Origin of the sequence: Lentzea sp. NEAU-D7 (assembly GCF_026242055.1) — a bacterium.
GTDB lineage: Bacteria > Actinomycetota > Actinomycetes > Mycobacteriales > Pseudonocardiaceae > Lentzea.
Genome location: NZ_JAPJDL010000013.1, coordinates 3357 through 20644 on the forward strand (window position 1 = coordinate 3357; position 17288 = coordinate 20644).

Genomic DNA, 17288 nt, shown 5'->3' on the forward strand with positions numbered 1-17288 from the left:
CCCCCCCGCCCCCCCCCGGCGCGGGGCCCCCCCCGCGGGGGGGGCGCCCCGCCCCCGGGGGGGGGGGGGGGGGGGGGGCCCCCCCCCCCGCGCCGGGTGAAACCCTCAGAGGCGGTAGAAGTTCGCGTAGTGGTCGGGGGAGAAGTAGACGGTGCCGGCGGTGCGGTCGACGATGATCCGGTACGCGTCCCGGGACGCGCCGCAGGCACGCGGGTAGACGTCGAACTCCAGGTAGCTGTGGCCGGCCGGCAGCTGGCCCTCGCGGTTCTGGTGCACACCGCCAGCGAAGTTGCACTGGCCGTTCGGCCAGCTGTTCCAGCCGCGCGTGCTCGGATAGCCCTTGCCCGACCAGATCGACCTGGCGGAGCGGGCCGCCTCGCAGCGCGTCTGCGTGCAGGAGCCGTAGACGGCGGCATCGGCCGCAGGGGAGACGGCCGTGGTCACGCCGAAGACGGACGCGACGACGGCGAGAGCGGCGAACAGGCGACGTGTCCGGTGCGGTTGCAGGGTGTGCACTTCAGACCTCCATCGGCAGGGAACGAGGAACGTCGTGATCTTTTCGGTTGATCACCACGAGCTGATGAACGGCAGGGAACCATCCGGGCAACTGTGGCCGCCCCACGCTCGCACATCGGGCCACCCCCGCGCACGGCTCCGGCCGTTCACGACTCTGAACGCCCGAGTTGATCAACTCCGAACAGCCGATTGCGGATGCTTCCTCCGGCGATAGATTTGTCCAATGGCAGCACGAAAGCACTTGTTGGTGCTGTTGACCTTGCTCGTGGCCGGGTGCACGGCCCCGCAGGACGGCAGGCCTTTCCCCGCACCCCGCGCCTCTTCTTCCGACACGGCAGCAAAAGAGCCGTCCACAAAGGTGCGGACCGTTGTGGACGGCCGCACCGTCGAGCTGGCCGACGGGACGCGCGCCCGCATCTCGATGCTGGCCGAGCCGACGGCGTGCGCCGCCCCCGCCGCCCTCGACTTCGCCAGGAAGGCGTTGCTGGACAAGGAAGTCCGGGTGAGCAGCATCACCCCGGGCGAGGTCTCGCTGGCGCTGCCGGACGGCACCGACTACGCGTTGCTGGCCGTCCAGTACGGCTTCCTGCGCACCTCCGGCGTGGACGGTGGCCCGCTGGTCGAGGCGGAGAGCAAGGCGGCGAAGGCGAAACTCGGCCTGTGGGCTCAGGGCGACTGTCCCACGTCGACCAGCACCACGGCCGCGCCGCCGCCCGCGCCGTGCATCGTGGTCTACCGGATCACCAACCAGTGGCCCGGCGCGTTCCAGGCCGACGTGACCATCCGCAACGTCAGCGGCGCACTGGTCGAGGGCTGGACGGTCCGCTGGCGGTTCGCCGACGGGGAGACCGTCTCGCAGCTGTGGAACGGCACGGTGTCCCAGTCCGGCGCCGAGGTGAGCGTGACCAACGCCGGCTACAACGCGCTGATCGTCAAGGACGGCTCGGTGACGTTCGGGTTCAACGGCTCCGCCACCGGTCCGAGCTCGCCGCCGAGCTCGTTCAGCGTCAACGGAGCGGCCTGCACCACGGGTTAGTGCCGCCGCCACCAGTCGGTGACGATGCGGGCGTACTCGTCCGCGTTCTCCTCCCACACGAAGTGCCCGGCGTCCACGACGTCCAGCCTGCTGTTCGGCAGCCGCTCGTGCAGGTGTTCCGCGTTGGAGACCGGCACCACCGGGTCGCGCTCGCCGTTGATCAGCTGGACGGGCGTGGTGATGCCCGGCAGGAGCTCGCTCAGCTTCCGCAGCTCCGCCGGGTACGCGCGCACGTACGCCATCTGCTCGACGAACCGCTGGCCCTGGTACGCGGCGAGGTAGTCCTGCCGCACCAAGTCGGGCAGCTGGTAGCCCTCGATGGCGTCCATGGCGGCGGTCACCACGTCCTTGGGGCCCAGTGCCCGGTACGGCGCGAGGTCCTCGTCGTGGACCCAGTCGTGCAGCGGCGAGCCCAGGTCGGTCGGGGAGACCGAGCCGCCGCTGCCGATCACGATGCTGCGGAACCGGCCCGGCGCCCGGGCGGCCGCGAACAGGACCGCGCTGGTGCCGATGTCGGGGCCGACGACGTGCGGGCGGTCGAGCTCGAACGCGTCGGCGACGCGCACGACGAACTCGCCCATCCGGCTGGGGGACAACAGGTCCTCGCGCATTTCGGAGTGCCCGAAGCCGGGGAGGTCGACCGCGACGAGGCTTGCGTGCGCGGCGAGCTTCGCCCAGGTCGCGTCGTAGGCGTAGATGCTCTCGGGCCACGGGCTGAGCAGCAGGGCCGACGGCTTGCTGCTCGCGCTCACGGCGTAACGGATCGACAAGCCGTCGATGGTGCGGAACCTCGGGTGGATGTCACTCATGACTTCAATATGACCGGTCGTCTTGAACTTCGTCAAGGAAACGCGGCGCGCAGTTCTGTCTGACCGGTCTCAGTGAAGGACGACCTCGAAGACGACCGTGAAGAAGGCGGCGAAGGACGACCCGTCCTTGGCGGCGCGTTCGCCGACGATGGCACCCTCCCAGGAGTTGAGGAGGAACCGCGCCAGGGTCTCGGGGCTCTGGGTGGTGGTGAGAGATCCGTCGTCGACGGCCTCGCGAAGCGTGGTGGTGATCGCGCCCGCCCAGTGGTCGAAGGCGGCTTCGACGCCGGCGCGGATCGCGGGGATGTGGTCGGCCGCCTCGGTGCTGAAGTTGCCGTAGACGCAGCCGCGTTCGTAGCCGAAGTCCACGATGTCCTGCGCGAGAGCCTCGAAGTGGCGGCGCAGCCGGGTCAGCGGCGCGGTCTTCGGTGCCCGCAGCTCGTCCAGGTGTCGCGTCTCGCCGTAGCGGTCCATCACGACGAGGGCGAGTGCTTCCTTGCTCTCGAAGTGGTTGTAGAACGACCCCTTGGGCACCTTGGCGCTGTCGGTGATCAGCTTGACGCCGCACGCGTTGTAGCCGTGCCTGTGGAACTGCTCGAACGCGGCGTCGACGATCTGCTCCCGCACGCTTGCCCTGGCCATCCCGTCAATATGAGCGGTCGTCTCGGGTGCGTCAAGTTAACACGAGGCTTTCCGTTCAGTGGAAAGGTCCGGTCGACTCCTATGCGACGTTTGCCTAGCGTTCCTTCGCGTGACGAGCAGCCAGCAAGAGATCAGCGAGGAGATCGCGAAGATCCAGGCCGACTCACCGAGAGGTGCGCCGCTGCTGGACTTCGCGCCGTACCGCAGCACGACGTTGCGCCACCCCACCAAGGAACCGAGGCACGTCGACCCCGAGGGCGCCGAGCTGCTCGCGCCCGTCTTCGGGAACTCCGACGTCGCCGCCGTCGAGGCCGACCTGACGGTGCAGCGCGGTGGCGAGCCGATCGGCGAACGCATCCGCGTGCAGGGCCGCGTGCTCGACGGCGACGGCCGCCCGGTGCGCCGCCAGCTCGTCGAGATCTGGCAGGCCAACGCCGCCGGCCGGTACTCGCACCAGGGCGACCAGCACCCGGCGCCGCTGGACCCGAACTTCACCGGCGTCGGCCGGTGCCTGACCGACGACGACGGCTGGTACTCGTTCACCTCGATCAAGCCGGGCCCCTACCCGTGGCGCAACCACCACAACGCCTGGCGGCCCGCGCACATCCACTTCTCGTTGTTCGGCACCGACTTCACGCAGCGGCTGATCACGCAGATGTACTTCCCCGGCGACCAGCTGCTGGCGCTGGACCCGATCGCGCAGTCGATCACCGACCCGGCCGCGCTGGCGCGGCTGATCGCGTCGTACGACCACTCGCGGTCCGAGCACGAGTGGCTGCTCGGCTACCGCTGGGACATAGTGCTGACCGGCAGCCACGCGACCTACCTGGAGCCGTCCGATGACTGAAACGACTCCCGGCCAGACCATCGGCCCGTTCTTCCACCACGCGCTCGCGTTCCCCGGTGACTCCGAGCTGGTGCCGTTCGGCGCGGCCGGATCCGTGGTGCTGCACGGCTACGTCCACGACGGAGCCGGTGAGCCCGTGCCGGACGCGATGATCGAGATCCGGCAGTCCGACGCCTCCGGTGTCGTGCCGCGGGCGGGCGGGTCGTTGCGACGGCGCGGTGCCGGCTTCACGGGCTGGGGCCGCTCCTGCACCGACGGCGCCGGGCACTACTGGTTCAGCACCGTCGAGCCGGGGCTGCCGTTCTTCGCGGTGACGGTGTTCGCGCGCGGGTTGCTCGACCGGCTGTTCACCCGCATCTACCTGCCCGGCGCCGAGGGCGCGGTCGACGGTCTGGTCGCCTCGCGGGAGGCCGACGGGCGCCTCCGGTTCGACATCCACCTGCAGGGGCCGTCCGAGACGGTGTTCTTCAAGTTCCCGCGGACGTGATCGTGCTGCCCGGTTCTCATCGCGCCGACGGCCTCGTCGACGACGCCGCGCTGGTGCGGGCGATGCTGGAGGTGGAGGTCGCCTGGGCGCGCGTGCTCGGCGTGTCGCTCTCGCTCGGCGACTGGGTTCCGTCTCTGGATCCGGCCGAGGTGGAGGCCGCCGGCAACCCGGTGCTGCCGCTGGTCTCCGCGTTGCGGGACGAGGTCTCCGAGACCGTCCACACCGGACTGACCAGTCAGGACGTGCTCGACTCCGCGTTGATGCTGCTCGCGCGAGATGTTCTGGAGCGGGTCTCGGCGGATCTGGGCCGGGTCGCCGGCGCGCTGGCCCGGCTGGCCTGCGAGCACCGGTCCAGCGTGATGGCGGGGCGGACGCTGACGCAGCACGCCGTGCCGATCACGTTCGGGCTCAAGGCCGCGCGGTGGCTCGTGGGCGTGCTCGACTCCGTGGACGAACTGGAGATCGTGGCGCGCACTCTGCCCGTGCAGTGCGGGGGTGCGGCGGGAACGTTGTCGCGTGTGCCGGATCCGCTCGCGGCGGCATCGGAGTTCGCCGGTCACCTGGGACTGGTGTGGCCGGGGATGCCCTGGCACACCTACCGCGCGCCGATCACGCGGCTGGGCGACGCGGTGGTGCGGTGCTGCGACGCGCTCGGGGTGATGGCGGCGGACCTGCTGACGCTGGGACGGCCGGAGATCGGTGAGGTCCGCGAGGGGTTCGTGGCGGGGCGCGGTGGGTCTTCGACCATGCCGCACAAGCGGAACCCGGTGCTGTCGGTGCTGGTGAACAGCGCGGCCCTGCGGGCTCCCGGCCTGGGTGCGCAGCTGCACCTGTGCGCGGCGCGGGCGGTGGACGAGCGGCCGGACGGGGCCTGGCACGCGGAATGGCCCGCGTTGCGGGCGTTGCTGGAGCTGGCGGTGGTGGCGGCGTCGCAGGCCGCGGAACTGGCGGAGGGACTCGAAGTGCGCGCGGACGTGATGGCGCGCCGGGCCGACGAGGCCGCCGCGGACCTGCTGGCGGAGCGGGGCGGCGGCACCGACCCGGCCTCGTACCTCGGGGCGGCGGAGGCGTTCGTGGACGAGGCGCTCCGTCGGAATCGATCCCGACTGGGCCCCCTCCGGGGGGAGCGCGAAGCCCCCACTCCCATCGTCTCAAAGAGGTCTGACAGAAAATGACGACTTCGCTGAGCCTGACGCGGCTGGCGGGGGCCGAGGGGTCCGGGGAGCTGCTGGTGGTCGGGCCTTCGCTGGGCACCTCCGTGAGCCTGCTGTGGCGGGACTGCGCTGCGGCGCTCGGTGACGGCTTCGAGGTGATCGGGTGGGACCTGCCCGGGCACGGCGGCGGTGAGCCGGCGAAGGAGGCCTTCACCGTGCCGGGCATCGCCGACGAGCTGGCGGAGCGCGTCGACGCCCTGGCCGGCGGACGGCCGTGCGCCTACGCCGGGGTGTCGTTCGGTGGCGCCGTCGGGTTCGAGCTGGCCGCCCGGCGCGAAGGGCCGTTCGAGGCCGTCGTGTGCATCGGGGCGGCGCCGCGGATCGGCGAGCCGGAGATGTGGCGGGAGCGGGCCGCGCTGGTGCGGCGGGCCGGGACACCGGTGATGGTGGACGGCTCCATGCGGCGCTGGTTCGCACCGGGGTTCGTCGAGCGGGCGCCGCGGGTAGCCGGAGGACTGCTCACGGCGCTGGCGGAGACCGACCGGGAGTCGTACGCGCTGGCGTGTGAGGCGCTGGCGTCGTTCGAGGCCGGCGAGGCGGTCAGGCCCCTGCGGACGCTGGTGGGGGAGCACGACGTCGTGGTGGCGCCGGACGGCGCGGACGTGGTGCTCGCGGGATGTGGCCACCTGCCGCCCGCGGAGGATCCGGCGGCGGTGGCGCGAACGGTGATCGAGGTGCTCAGGGAGATGCGGTGTCCTACGACGACGGCATGAAGGTTCGGCGCGAGGTGCTCGGGGACGCGCACGTGGACCGGGCGAAGCCGGACGAGTTCACCCGCGACTTCCAGGAGTTCATCACCGAGTACGCGTGGGGCGAGATCTGGACCCGGCCCGGGCTCGACCGCCGGATGCGCAGCGCGATCACGCTCACGGCGTTGATCGCGCACGGCCACTGGGACGAGCTCAAGCTGCACGTCGCCGCGGCCGTGCGGAACGGGCTGAGCGAGGCGGAGATCGCCGAGGTGATCATGCAGAGCGCGATCTACTGCGGTGTGCCCGCGGCGAACCACGCGTTCGCGGTGGCACGTCAGGTTTTGAAGGAGGGCGTGTGAACGTCCGCTCGATGGTGCGATGGATCTCTCCACTTCCCGTCCCGCTCACGAAGGAGCTTTGATGACGCGCACCCAGGTCGGCATCGTCGGCGCGGGACCGGCGGGGCTGATGCTCTCACACCTGTTGTCCCTCAACGGGATCGACAGCGTGGTGATCGACAACAGGACACGCTTCGAGATCGAGAACACGGTCCGCGCGGGCATCCTGGAAGCCGACAGCGCACGTCTGCTGGCCGGCACCGGCGTGTCGGACCGGGTGCTGCGCGAAGGACATCCGCACGAGGGCATCGACCTGCGGTTCGGCGGCGAGAGCCACCGCGTCGACTTCCGCGCCCTCGTGGGCGAGTCGGTCTGGCTCTACCCGCAGACCGACGTGTTCGTGGACCTCGCCGACGCGCGCGAACGCGACGGCGGCGACGTGCGGTTCGGCGTCAGCGACACGTCGGTCGACATCACCGGGCCCGCGATGCGGTTCACCGACAGCGACGGCGTGCCGCGGGAGGTGCGCTGCGACCTGCTCGTCGGCGCGGACGGCTCCCGCTCGACCTGCCGCGCCGAGGTGCCGGAGGCGTTGCGCAGGCACAGTTCCCGCGAGTACCCGTTCGCCTGGTTCGGCATCATCACCGAGGCGCCGCGCAGCGCCCCCGAACTGGTCTACGCGCACTCGCCGCGCGGGTTCGCGCTGATCAGCCAGCGCACCGAGACCCACCAGCGCATGTACTTCCAGTGCGACCCGGACACCAACGCCGCGGCGTGGTCCGACGACCGGATCTGGGAGGAGCTGCAGGCGCGGGTCGCCGGCCCGGACGGGTTCACGCTCAACGAGGGCCCGATCACCGAGAAGACGGTGCTGCGCTTCCGGTCGTTCGTCGCGGAACCCATGCGCCACGGCAACCTGCTGCTCGCCGGCGACGCCGCCCACACCGTGCCTCCGACCGGCGCCAAGGGCCTCAACCTGGCGCTGGCCGACGTGAGCGTGCTCAGCGAGGTGGTCGAACGCGCGCTGCTCAAGAACGACCCGGACGCGCTCGACGAGTACGGCCCGCGCGCCCTGGAACGGGTGTGGAAGGCGCAGCACTTCTCCTACTGGATGACCACGATGCTGCACGCCCTGCCCGCCGCGACGGACTTCGACGTGCGCAGGCAACTCGGCGAGCTGGCCTCGGTCGTCGGCTCGGAGGCCGGATCGAGGTACCTGGCCGAGGGCTACACCGGCTGCTGGCCCGCTTGAGCGGGGCTGGAGCGCGGTCGCCGAGACTGTCCCGATGGACATCGCGGCACTGCGCCTCGGCAACATCGGGAGGCTCCGGTCGGCGGAGGACGTCGTCCGCTCGCTCGGGGCCGTGCAGGGCCAGGACTACGGCCAGTCGCTGTGGGCGATCGGGCTGCGCACCGCCGCGGCCCGCGTCGCCGACGTCGAGGAGGCGTTGCAGGCCGGACGGGTCGTCCGCACGTGGCTGATGCGCGGCACGATCCACTACGTCCTGGCCGAGGACGTCCGGTGGATGCTCGGCCTGTTCGGCGCCCGCGACCTCGCCCGGCTGACACCCAAGGCGTGGCAGTACCACCACATGACGCCCGAGCTGATGTCGCTGGCGCGCAAGACTTTCGTGGAGGCGCTCACCGGCGGCGGCTGCCTCACCCGGCGCGAGATGATCGACCTGATGGCGGGCGTCGGCATCCCGGACGACCGGCAGCAGAGCTACTTCACGTTCATCCACCTCGCCCAGGAGGGCCTGGTGGTGCCCGGCCCGCCGCGCGGCAAGGAGCAGACGTTCGTCCTGCTGGACGAGTGGGCACCGCGGCAGCGTTCGCTGGAGGGCGACGAGGCGATGGCCGTGCTGGCGTCGCGGTTCTTCGGCAGCCACGGCCCGGCGACCCTGGCGGACTTCGCGAACTGGTGCGGCATCGGCGTGCGCGAGGCCTCCCGCGGCCTGGAGGCGGTGAAGGACTCGTTGGTGCGCGAGGAGTTCGACGGCAAGGAGTACTGGCTGCCGCCGGACCTCACGCCGGGCTCCGGCGCGTTCGTGCTGCCCGCCTACGACGAGATGCTGATCGGCTACAAGGACCGGAGCGCGCACTTCACCCGCTACGACGAGATCCCGATCTCCACCTACAACGGCATGTTCCACGCGACGATCATCGAGGACGGCCAGGTCGCCGGACTGTGGCGGCGGGTCATGAAGAAGACGTCGGTCGACGTGGAACTGCGGCCGCTGCCGGGTTTCGACGTCGACCGGCTCGCCGAGCACACCGCGCGGTTCGGCGACTTCCTCGGGCTGCCGGTGCGGACGGTCGTGAAGGACGCGCCGGAGGCGGGGTCGTCGAAGGTCAGCTGGCGCTCCCGCAGGTAACGGGATCCGCCGCCCGCGACGACAACGTGTCGAGCGGGAGGCGACATGACTTTGACGGACTACCTGGCAATCGGCGCGATCCTTGTGGCCATACCGGCGACATGGGCAGGTTGGTCCATGTGGCGCACGTCGAAGCGGTCCGGCGGCAGAGACCGGTTCCGCGATCAGCTGCGATCTTTGCGTGACAACCAGCGAGACCTGACCCGTCGAATGCTGGCTGTGAGTCCCGAGCACCTGAAGCAGCCGGACCTGCCTGTGCTGGCAAAGCCGGAGTGGGCAAGCCTTGCGCCGTTCGACCTGGCCGATGTGAAGATCGAATGGTTGGACGAGCAGCTCGACGACATCGCGAAGTTCCGCCGTCAGTCGTCCAAGGTGCTGGCGAAGATGCAGATTGCGCCCATCACCCGGTACAGCACCGCGCTGATCGAGATCATCGGACTGACCAGGCTTTTCGACGGTGTGATCTACCGGCTCATCGAGGTGGAGCTCACCGAGGACACGAAACGGATGGTGTTCGCCAAGGCGAGCTACTTCGCCGATCTCGACACGAGCGAGGTGCTCGCCTTCGAAGCACAGACATCTCGACGGCGGCCGTATCGGCGTCGCTTGCGGGACCCGTTCGACTTCCGCAAGAGGGTGGCCGGCCTCGGCATCGACACCCTGACCATTCGCCGCAACGGTGATCAGGCGGGTTTCTTCCTGCACCAACGGGATCCGACGAACGTCGTGAACAACGCCTCGATGATCGGCTTGATACCGGCGGGTGAGTTCACGCCGTCTGACGTGTCGAGTGAAGCGGTGTTCCGCGACCTGAGTCTGTGGCGGAACATCATGCGTGAGTACGCCGAGGAGATGCTCGGCGTACCGGACGCGCAGGGACAGGGCGGCCGTTGGATCGACTATGCGTCAGAGTCGCCGTACCGGGAACTGGAGATGGCACGTGTGACGGGAAAACTCCAGGTCAAGATCCTTGGCCTGGGAATCGATCCGCTCCCGTGGAAAACCGAGCTCCTCACCGTCTGCGTGATCGACGCGGAGGTGTTCGACGAGGTTTTCGCACCCGTCCCGGCGCGCAACGAGGAAGGCACCGTCATCGCTGGTGATCACAGGACCGGCCTTCCGTTCGACGAGGCGACCGTTGAACGCTACTGCCGCGCGCACAACGTTTCTCCGAACACAGAAGCATGTCTCCGCCTCGCCTGGCAGCACCGAGCCGCACTCGGTCTCGGCTGAGTCAGAACGTCAGGACCTCCACTTCCCCGCCCCGGTGACCGGGCGGGACGACCGCGAGCGCGCCGGCGAGCGCGGCGCCCCACAGGGAGCCGGGACGGTCGTGGCCGACCGGCGCGGCCAGGCCGCCGGACCGGGTGACCGGGACCAGGCGGGTGTCCGCGCGGTGGGCGCCGACGTCGGGGAGCCAGGCCGTGACCGGCGGGCGGGCGGCGTGGCCGCCCAGGGCGTCGAGCAGCGGGTGGAGCAGGGTCACCACGGCGGCCAGCGCCGCGAACGGGTTGCCGGGCAGGCCGACGACGCAGCGGCCGTCGGGCAGGACGGCCAGCAGCATCGGGTGACCCGGCCGGCACGCCACGCCGCTGATCCGGATCTCGGCGCCGAGGCCCGCGAGCACCCGGCGCAGGTGGTCGGCCGGGCCCGCCGAGGTGGCGCCGCACGTGACGAGGACGTCGGCCTGGCCGGACGCGAGGGCGCCGGTCAGCGCGGACGGGTCGTCGCGCAGGTGGGTGGTGCCCAGGAGGTCGGCCCTGGTGAGCAGACCGGGCAGCATCGGGCCGAGGGCGTCGCGGACCCGGCCTGGGTGGGGGAGGCCGGTGTGGAGGAGTTCGTCCCCGGTCACGATCACGGCGACCCTCGGGCGGCGGTGGGCCAGGAGGGTGTCGTGGCCCGCTCCCGCCGCGAGGCCCAGGACGGCCGGGGTGATGGGGGAACCGGCGGGCACGAGTTCGCTGCCTGCCGGCCAGTCCTCGCCGCGGCGGCGGATGTGCCTGCCCGGTGGGGCGGGGCGGCGTTCGTCGACGACGTGGAGCACCTTGCCGTCGGTGGAGCAGAGCTCCACCGGAACCACGAGATCCGAGCCGTCCGGCACCGGTGCGCCCGTGGCCACCCCGAACGCCTCGCCTGACCGCAGGACCACCCCGGGCACCGGGTCTCCGGCCGCCACCCTGCCGGTGATCCGCCACGGGCCGGTGCCCGTCACCGCGTAGCCGTCCATGGCTGAGGTGTCGCAGGTCGGCTGGTCGGTGAGGGCCCGCACGCCCGAGGCGAGCGCCAGGCCCAGGGCGTCGGACAGAACTGCTTCGGTCGCCTCCAACGGCTTAACGGCATCGCGTGCCGTCTGGCGGGCGAGCTTCCAGGGCATGGTCATCGTGGCTCCCGTGGTATAGCCTACCGAATACTGTATGCAATCCTCGGGACGGGGTGAAGGGCATGCCAGTCGCGACTTACGTACGTGATCACGCCGGCAGGCTCTACCGGGTGGGGGAGACCGACGTCGAGGCGTCGGGGCGTTCGCGTCGCACGGTGCTGTGGGCCGCTTGGGCGGCGATGCTCGCGGCCGGCATCGGGCAGTACGGGTTCGGGGCGCTGATCCCCCAGTTGCAGGACCGGTGGAGCGTGCCGGAGTTGTTCTGGGCACTGGCGTTGTGGACCGTGTGCCAGGCCGGCACGGCGTTCCCGGCGGCCTGGTTGAGAGAGCGGCGCAGGCTCACGCCCACCGGCGCGATGTGGATCGGGGCGGTCCTGTGCGGCGCCGGGTTGCTGACGCTCGGGCAGGGCCAGCTGGTCGGGTACGCGATCCTCGGCGGCATCGGCGCCGGGCTGGTCTACGCCACGTGCCTCGGCGTCGTCGTGCGGTGGTACCCGGAGCGCGTCACGCGGAAGGTCGCGTTCGTCAGCGGGGCGTTCGCGTACGGGTCGGTGCCGTTCGTGCTGGCCGCCGGGCTGTTCTTCGGCGGCGGGTTCCTCCTGCGGGCCGGGATCGTGATCGCCGTCGTCGTGGCCGTGGCCGGCGCGGTGGTGAAGGACCCGCCCGAGCACTGGTGGCCGCCGCACGTCCCGCCCCGCGAGTGGGCGCTCGACCGGGCGCGCGTGCCCAACCGGTCCGCGCTCAAGGAGTTCCGGACGCGCGAGGCCATGCGGTGCGGCACGTTCTGGTGGCTGTACGGCGGTGTCGCGTTCGCGGCGGCGGTGTCCCTCTACGACCTGGCGTACCTGCCGTTGTTCGTCGGCGACGAGGTGCTCGGGGTCGTCGCGCTGGCCACGCTGGCGGCGGCGACGGGCACCGGGCGCGTGCTGGTCGGGTGGATCTCGGACCGGGTCGGGCGCAGGAAGGCTCTGGTGTGGACGCTCGCGACGGGCGGGCTGGCGCAGTTCGTGCTGCTGTACTCCCAGAACGTCGCGGGACTGCTCTCCGGCGCCGCGCTCGCGGGCCTCGGCACCGGGTGCTGCTACTCCCTGCTGGTCGGCGTGACGAGGGAGTACTTCGGCGAGACGAACGGCGCCCAGAACTTCGGCGTCCTCTACACCGCCAAGGCCGCCGGCGCGTTGCTGGCCGCCGTGGTCCTCGCCTCGCAGGGGCCCGCGTTCGCGTTCGTCGCGGCGGGTGTGCTCGGACTGGCGGGCGCGGTGCTCACCGCGCACCTGTCGCACCCGGGAAGGCCGCGCCTGTGAGCCGCGTGCCGCGGCTCGCGAAGGGCTGGCACCGGACGCCGGCGGACGGCTGTTGCCTGATGGAGCTGACGTCCGTGCTCGCGGGCGAGGTGTGGTCGGACCGGCCCGCCTGTGTGCAGCCGGTGCTGGCGTGCGTGGCGCGGTGCGTCAACGACCAGTCCACAGAGGACGGACGGCAGAAGCTCCTTCCGTTCGCCGTCAGGGTGATCGGCACGGAGAAGGCGCCCGCCGAACGCCTGGTCGCGCACTGCGCGACCAGGGCCGGGATCGTCGCGCCGCGGTGGTGGCCGCGCGGCTGGGTCGTGACCAGGGCCGTCAGGGCGATGTCCGGGGACGAGGTGTTGCGGCGCCTGCTCGACGAGTGCGTCGCGATCTGCAGGGAGGCAACGCGTGGGACGAGTGACGAGCAGGCGTCGCGTGGTGCGGCTGGTGGACGACGCGGCCACCGTGCGGCCGGACACGCTGGCGGTCGAGGAACCGCTGGAGATCCGCGTGCGGGGCAAGTCCCTCGCCGTGACCATGCGCACGCCGGGTGACGACTTCGACCTGGCCGCGGGCTTCCTGGTCAGCGAGGGCGTCGTGCGCGCGCCGTCCGACATCGCGTCGATCCGCTACTGCGCGGGCGCCACGGCCGACGGGGGCAACACCTACAACGTGCTCGACGTCGGCCTGGGGGAGGGCGTCGCACCACCGGACCCCTCGATCGAACGCAACTTCTACACCACCTCGTCCTGCGGTCTGTGCGGCAAGGCCAGCCTGGACGCCGTGCGCACCGTGGCGACCTGGCGGGTGGCGGACGACCCGATCCGCCTCGACCCGGGGACGATCACGGAGTTCCCGGCGAAACTCCGTGCCGCGCAACGGGTCTTCGACCGCACCGGCGGCCTGCACGCGGCCGGGCTGTTCGACGCCGGGGGCAACCTCCTGTGCCTGCGCGAGGACGTCGGCCGGCACAACGCGGTCGACAAGGTCGTCGGGTGGGCGACGCGCGGGGGCAGGCTGCCGCTGACGGGCACCGTGCTGATGGTGAGCGGGCGGGCGTCGTTCGAACTGGTGCAGAAGGCGGTCATGGCCGGGATCCCGGTGCTCACCGCCGTGTCCGCGCCGTCGTCGCTGGCCGCCGACCTCGCCGAGGAGATGGGCGTGACGCTGGTCGGGTTCCTGCGCGGGACGTCGATGAACGTCTACACGGGCGGCCACCGGCTGGGGGTCACGGCCCGAGTCCGCTAGTGCAGGACCAGGCCGCCGACCGGGACCGCGGCGACGTGCCCGGTCGGCGGCGTCTCCCTGGCGAGAGCCAGGCCGACGTCGACCAGCGAGGACCGGCGCAGCCCCGCGACGTCGGCCAGCGGTGTCCACACAGGATCGGCGGTCGCCCCGTTCGGCTCGGGCCGCGGTTCGCCGGTGATCCGGACGCGGTAGAAGACGCCGACGTTCTGGTGCGGCCCCTTCTCCGGCAAGTGGCGCTCGGCCGCGGGGATGAAGCGGGAGTCCACGCCGAGCAGGCGTTCGACCTCGCCGGCGCACCCGGTCTCCTCGGCGACCTCGCGGACGACGGCGTCGAACGGGTCCTCGCCGTGCTCCACGGCACCGCCGGGCAGCGACCAGTGGCCCTCGTCGAACGCTGACGCGCAACGCACGAGCAGCACGCGGTCGTTCTCGATGCTCACGGCGTAGGCGGCCAGCCGGAAGGTCGTCATGCGGGCACGTTAGCCCGTAAGGCGTCCTCCGCGAGGATGATGCCGCGCGGCGGACGCGATCTTGAACGCGACGACCTACCGTTCCTCCCATGTTGACTGTCAGGGGGATCAGCCGGAGCTTCGGCGATCACAAGGTGCTCGACGAGGTGAGCTTCGACGTCCGGCCCGGCCGGATGACGGGCTTCCTGGGCGCCAACGGGTCGGGCAAGACGACCACGATGCGCATCGTGCTGGGGGTGCTCGCCGCGCACGGGGGAACGGTGAGCTGGCAGGGGCAGGAGGTCACGGCGCAGACGCGGCCGGACTTCGGCTACATGCCGGAGGAACGCGGGCTCTACCCCAAGATGAAGGTGCGCGACCAGATCACGTGGCTGGCGCGGTTGCACGGCGTCGACAGGGAGACCGCGCAGCGCAACACCGACGCGCTGCTGCACGACCTGGAGCTGACCGAACGGGCCGGGGACCGGCTCGAGGAGCTGTCGCTCGGCAACCAGCAGCGCGTGCAGATCGCGGCCGCGCTGGTGCACGAGCCGGCCGTGCTGATCCTGGACGAGCCGTTCTCCGGGCTCGACCCGCTCGCCGTGGAGACCGTGCTGGACGTGCTGCGCAAGCGGGCCGCCGGCGGGGTGCCGGTGTTGTTCTCGAGCCACCAGCTGGCGATCGTGGAACGGCTCTGCGACGACGTCGTGATCATCTCGAAGGGACGGGTCGTGGCCAACGGGTCACGCGAGGAGCTGCGCGCCAGGCACGCGGGCAGCCGCTACGAGATCGTCGTCGCGGAGGACGCGGGCTGGGTCCGCGACGTGCCCGGCGCCAGGATCCTGGAGCTCGACGGGCCGCGCGCGGTGTTCGAGGCGGAACCCCAGCAGGTGCTCAGGGCGGCGCTCGACCGCGGCGAGGTCCGCTCGTTCACGCCCGTCGTGCCCACGCTGGACGAGATCTTCAGGGAAGTGATCTGACATGGCTCGGGCCTCCTTCAGCCAGGCGACGTGGCTCGTCGCCGAACGTGAGATGAAGACCTTGGTCACCACCAAGGGGTTCTGGATCGGGTTCGCCTTCACGATCGTAGGGTTGTTCGCGCTCACCGTGCTGCCGACGGTGTTCGGCGGCGACGACCCCAAGGTCGCCGCCGTCGGCTCGGCCGTGCAGGTGGTGCAGGGCAAGGAACTCGACGTGCGCGAGGTCGGCACCGTCGAGGAAGCCGCCGACCTGGTCAGGGCCGACGAGGTCGAGGCCGCGATCGTGCCGGACGGCGGCGGGATCAAGGTCCTCGCGCTCAACGACGCGCCGAGCGACGTGGTCAGCCAGCTCGTCCAGGCACCCCCGGTGGAGCTGCTGGACGCCTCGGCGGTGAACTCCGGCCAGCGGTTCGTCACGGTCCTCGTGTTCGGGCTGGTGTTCCTGATGTTCGGCATGGGCGGCGCGGCGATCGCGCAGAGCACCGTGACCGAGAAGCAGACGCGGATCGTCGAGATCCTCGTCTCGACGGTGCCGGTGCGGGCGCTGCTCGCCGGCAAGATCCTCGGGCACACGATCCTCACGCTGGGCCAGGTGGTGGTGCTGGCGCTCGCGGCACCGATAGCACTGCGGGTCGCGGGACTCGGCGAACTGCTGGGGGTGGTGGCACCCGCGCTGGGCTGGTTCATCCCGTTCCTGATGCTCGGGTTCGTGCTGATCTCGTCCATGTGGGCGGTCGCGGGCGCGCTGGTCAGCCGCCAGGAGGACCTCGGCTCGACGATGGGCCTGGTCATGATCGCGGTGATGGGACCGTACTTCGGCGTGCAGTTCTTCTTCGAGAACCCCGTGGTGCTGAAGTGGATGTCGTTCGTGCCCTTCACGGCCGGCGTCGCGATGCCGGTGCGGTTGTTCGCGCAGCAGGCACAGCCGTGGGAGGCGATCCTGTCGCTCGGCGTCCTCGCGGCGACCGTGGTGACGATCCTGCTGGTCGCGTCCCGGCTCTACACCGGCTCGTTGCTGCAGACCGGAGCACGGGTGAAGCTGTCCAAGGCCTGGGCACCTGCAGAATAGGGCCATGACCGCTGATCCGATTCGCCTCGCCGTCGTCGGCCTGGGAGCCATGGGCACCCGGATGCTGGCGGCGGCGCGGCAGCATCCCGGCTTCACCGTGGTCGCCGGCGTCGACGTCGCACCCCGCGCGCTCGACGTCCCGGTCGTCACGACGCTGGACGAGGTGCTGTCCGATGTGGACGCCGTGTACGTCTCGACGCCACCCGCCTCGCACGCCGGGCTCGTCCTGAAGGCCTTCGAGGCGGGCAAGGCGGTGTTCTGCGAGAAGCCGCTGGCCGTCGACCTGGGCGAGGCCCGCGCGATGGCCGAGGCCGCGCGGGGCCGCCCGAACGCGGTCAACTTCGCGCTGTCCGACATGGTGGCGACCGTCGAGATCGAACGGCGGCTGCCCGAGCTGGGCACGCTGCGGGGCGTCGAGATCCGGCTGCAGTTCCCGCGCTGGCCCAGGGCGTTCCAGGCGGAGGCGGCCTGGCTGTCGCGCTCCGAGCAGGGCGGGTTCGTCCGCGAGGTGCTGTCGCACTTCGTCTACCTGACCGACCGGATGCTCGGGCCGCTCGCGGTCGAGTCGGTGTCGTCGGACTTCCCCGAACCCGGCGCGGCCGAGGTGGCGGCCCGCGGCGTGCTGCGGGGCAGCGGCGTGCCGGTGCACGTGTCGGCGTTCTCCGGCCTGGCCGGGCCCGAGGTCTACGAGTGGACCGCCTGGGGCACGAAACGATCGCTGCGCCTGGACCAGTGGGCCCTGCTGTCCACTTCGGACGGGGGAGCGTGGGAACCGGTGGCGCTGGAGCAGACCGGCTCCGACTACTCGCGGCTCACGCTGTTCGCGCAGGCCGTGCGGGGCGAGCACCCGCGTGACCTGGCGGACTTCGCCAGCGGGCAGCGCGTGGCCGAGGTGGTCGAGGCCTTCCTGCGGTAATCCG

The 17288-nt window shown here is 71.3% G+C and carries 19 protein-coding genes; 14 read left to right on the forward strand and 5 right to left on the reverse strand.

All coding sequences use genetic code 11. The annotated features are described in order from the left end of the window. Positions 1-105: 105 nt before the first annotated feature. On the reverse strand, positions 106-516 hold the full coding sequence (locus ORI60_RS25030; RefSeq protein ID WP_266040286.1) for a ribonuclease domain-containing protein: 411 nt from the start codon (positions 514-516) through the stop codon (positions 106-108). A gap of 223 nt (positions 517-739) precedes the next feature. Here ORI60_RS25030 and ORI60_RS25035 point away from each other — a divergent pair, with 223 nt between their 5' ends. Then, complete coding sequence (locus ORI60_RS25035; RefSeq protein ID WP_266040288.1) at positions 740-1552, forward strand: cellulose binding domain-containing protein; 813 nt, start codon at positions 740-742, stop codon at positions 1550-1552. Here ORI60_RS25035 and ORI60_RS25040 read toward each other — a convergent pair. Together ORI60_RS25040 and ORI60_RS25045 are read right to left on the reverse strand one after the other, a co-directional pair. Beyond that, on the reverse strand, positions 1549-2361 hold the full coding sequence (locus ORI60_RS25040) for an alpha/beta fold hydrolase (RefSeq protein WP_266040290.1): 813 nt from the start codon (positions 2359-2361) through the stop codon (positions 1549-1551). The two genes, ORI60_RS25035 and ORI60_RS25040, sit on opposite strands and share 4 nt — an antisense overlap. Before the next feature lie 69 nt (positions 2362-2430). Further along, positions 2431-3003, reverse strand: a complete 573-nt coding sequence (locus ORI60_RS25045) for a TetR/AcrR family transcriptional regulator (RefSeq protein WP_266040292.1) — start codon at positions 3001-3003, stop codon at positions 2431-2433. A 109-nt stretch (positions 3004-3112) separates the two neighbouring features. On the opposite strand from ORI60_RS25045, the gene pcaH reads away from it, so the two are divergent. The 8 genes from pcaH to ORI60_RS25085 all read left to right on the forward strand — a co-directional run bounded on the left by pcaH (position 3113) and on the right by ORI60_RS25085 (position 10189). Next, a complete protein-coding gene (pcaH, locus tag ORI60_RS25050; protein WP_266040294.1) occupies positions 3113-3850 on the forward strand; it encodes a protocatechuate 3,4-dioxygenase subunit beta in 738 nt (245 codons plus the stop codon). Further along, positions 3843-4337 (forward strand): protocatechuate 3,4-dioxygenase subunit alpha, encoded by a 495-nt coding sequence (locus ORI60_RS25055; RefSeq protein ID WP_266040296.1) that lies wholly within the window; start codon positions 3843-3845, stop codon positions 4335-4337. The genes pcaH and ORI60_RS25055 overlap by 8 nt, the downstream gene beginning before the upstream one ends. Beyond that, the gene (locus ORI60_RS25060) at positions 4334-5512 is read left to right on the forward strand and encodes a lyase family protein (protein WP_266040298.1); all 1179 of its coding nucleotides are present in this window, start codon (positions 4334-4336) and stop codon (positions 5510-5512) included. The genes ORI60_RS25055 and ORI60_RS25060 overlap by 4 nt, the downstream gene beginning before the upstream one ends. After that, positions 5509-6264, forward strand: coding sequence for an alpha/beta fold hydrolase (locus tag ORI60_RS25065; protein WP_266040300.1), 756 nt, complete (start codon positions 5509-5511; stop codon positions 6262-6264). The genes ORI60_RS25060 and ORI60_RS25065 overlap by 4 nt, the downstream gene beginning before the upstream one ends. Then, complete coding sequence (gene pcaC / locus ORI60_RS25070; protein ID WP_266040538.1) at positions 6261-6602, forward strand: 4-carboxymuconolactone decarboxylase; 342 nt, start codon at positions 6261-6263, stop codon at positions 6600-6602. Before ORI60_RS25065 ends, pcaC begins: the two co-directional genes overlap by 4 nt. 61 nt (positions 6603-6663) lie before the next feature. Further along, positions 6664-7833 carry a 4-hydroxybenzoate 3-monooxygenase gene (locus ORI60_RS25075; RefSeq protein ID WP_266040302.1) on the forward strand — a complete coding sequence of 390 codons (1170 nt, stop codon included), beginning with the start codon at positions 6664-6666 and terminating at the stop codon, positions 7831-7833. Between the two features lie 34 nt (positions 7834-7867). After that, a complete protein-coding gene (locus ORI60_RS25080) occupies positions 7868-8956 on the forward strand; it encodes a winged helix DNA-binding domain-containing protein (RefSeq protein WP_266040304.1) in 1089 nt (362 codons plus the stop codon). Between the two features lie 45 nt (positions 8957-9001). Then, positions 9002-10189: a hypothetical protein gene (locus ORI60_RS25085; RefSeq protein WP_266040306.1), complete on the forward strand. Its 1188-nt coding sequence runs from the start codon at positions 9002-9004 to the stop codon at positions 10187-10189. A gap of 1 nt (position 10190) precedes the next feature. On the opposite strand, the gene ORI60_RS25090 is transcribed toward ORI60_RS25085, so the two are convergent. Beyond that, a complete protein-coding gene (locus tag ORI60_RS25090; protein ID WP_266040307.1) occupies positions 10191-11336 on the reverse strand; it encodes a molybdopterin molybdotransferase MoeA in 1146 nt (381 codons plus the stop codon). Between the two features lie 62 nt (positions 11337-11398). On the opposite strand from ORI60_RS25090, the gene ORI60_RS25095 reads away from it, so the two are divergent. Continuing rightward, a complete protein-coding gene (locus ORI60_RS25095; protein WP_266040308.1) occupies positions 11399-12640 on the forward strand; it encodes an MFS transporter in 1242 nt (413 codons plus the stop codon). Between the two features lie 390 nt (positions 12641-13030). Continuing rightward, on the forward strand, positions 13031-13870 hold the full coding sequence (gene fdhD / locus ORI60_RS25100) for a formate dehydrogenase accessory sulfurtransferase FdhD (RefSeq protein ID WP_266040310.1): 840 nt from the start codon (positions 13031-13033) through the stop codon (positions 13868-13870). Here the strand turns inward: fdhD and ORI60_RS25105 are convergent. Beyond that, positions 13867-14340: an NUDIX hydrolase gene (locus ORI60_RS25105; RefSeq protein WP_266040311.1), complete on the reverse strand. Its 474-nt coding sequence runs from the start codon at positions 14338-14340 to the stop codon at positions 13867-13869. The two genes, fdhD and ORI60_RS25105, sit on opposite strands and share 4 nt — an antisense overlap. A gap of 89 nt (positions 14341-14429) precedes the next feature. Between ORI60_RS25105 and ORI60_RS25110 the strand changes: the two genes are divergently transcribed. From ORI60_RS25110 to ORI60_RS25120, 3 genes are read left to right on the forward strand one after another with little or no spacing between them, the layout of a single operon-like run. Further along, positions 14430-15299 (forward strand): ABC transporter ATP-binding protein, encoded by an 870-nt coding sequence (locus ORI60_RS25110; protein ID WP_266040312.1) that lies wholly within the window; start codon positions 14430-14432, stop codon positions 15297-15299. Between the two features lies 1 nt (position 15300). Then, positions 15301-16368 carry an ABC transporter permease gene (locus ORI60_RS25115; RefSeq protein ID WP_266040314.1) on the forward strand — a complete coding sequence of 356 codons (1068 nt, stop codon included), beginning with the start codon at positions 15301-15303 and terminating at the stop codon, positions 16366-16368. A 4-nt stretch (positions 16369-16372) separates the two neighbouring features. Next, positions 16373-17284 (forward strand): Gfo/Idh/MocA family protein, encoded by a 912-nt coding sequence (locus ORI60_RS25120; protein WP_266040316.1) that lies wholly within the window; start codon positions 16373-16375, stop codon positions 17282-17284. Positions 17285-17288: the final 4 nt, after the last annotated feature.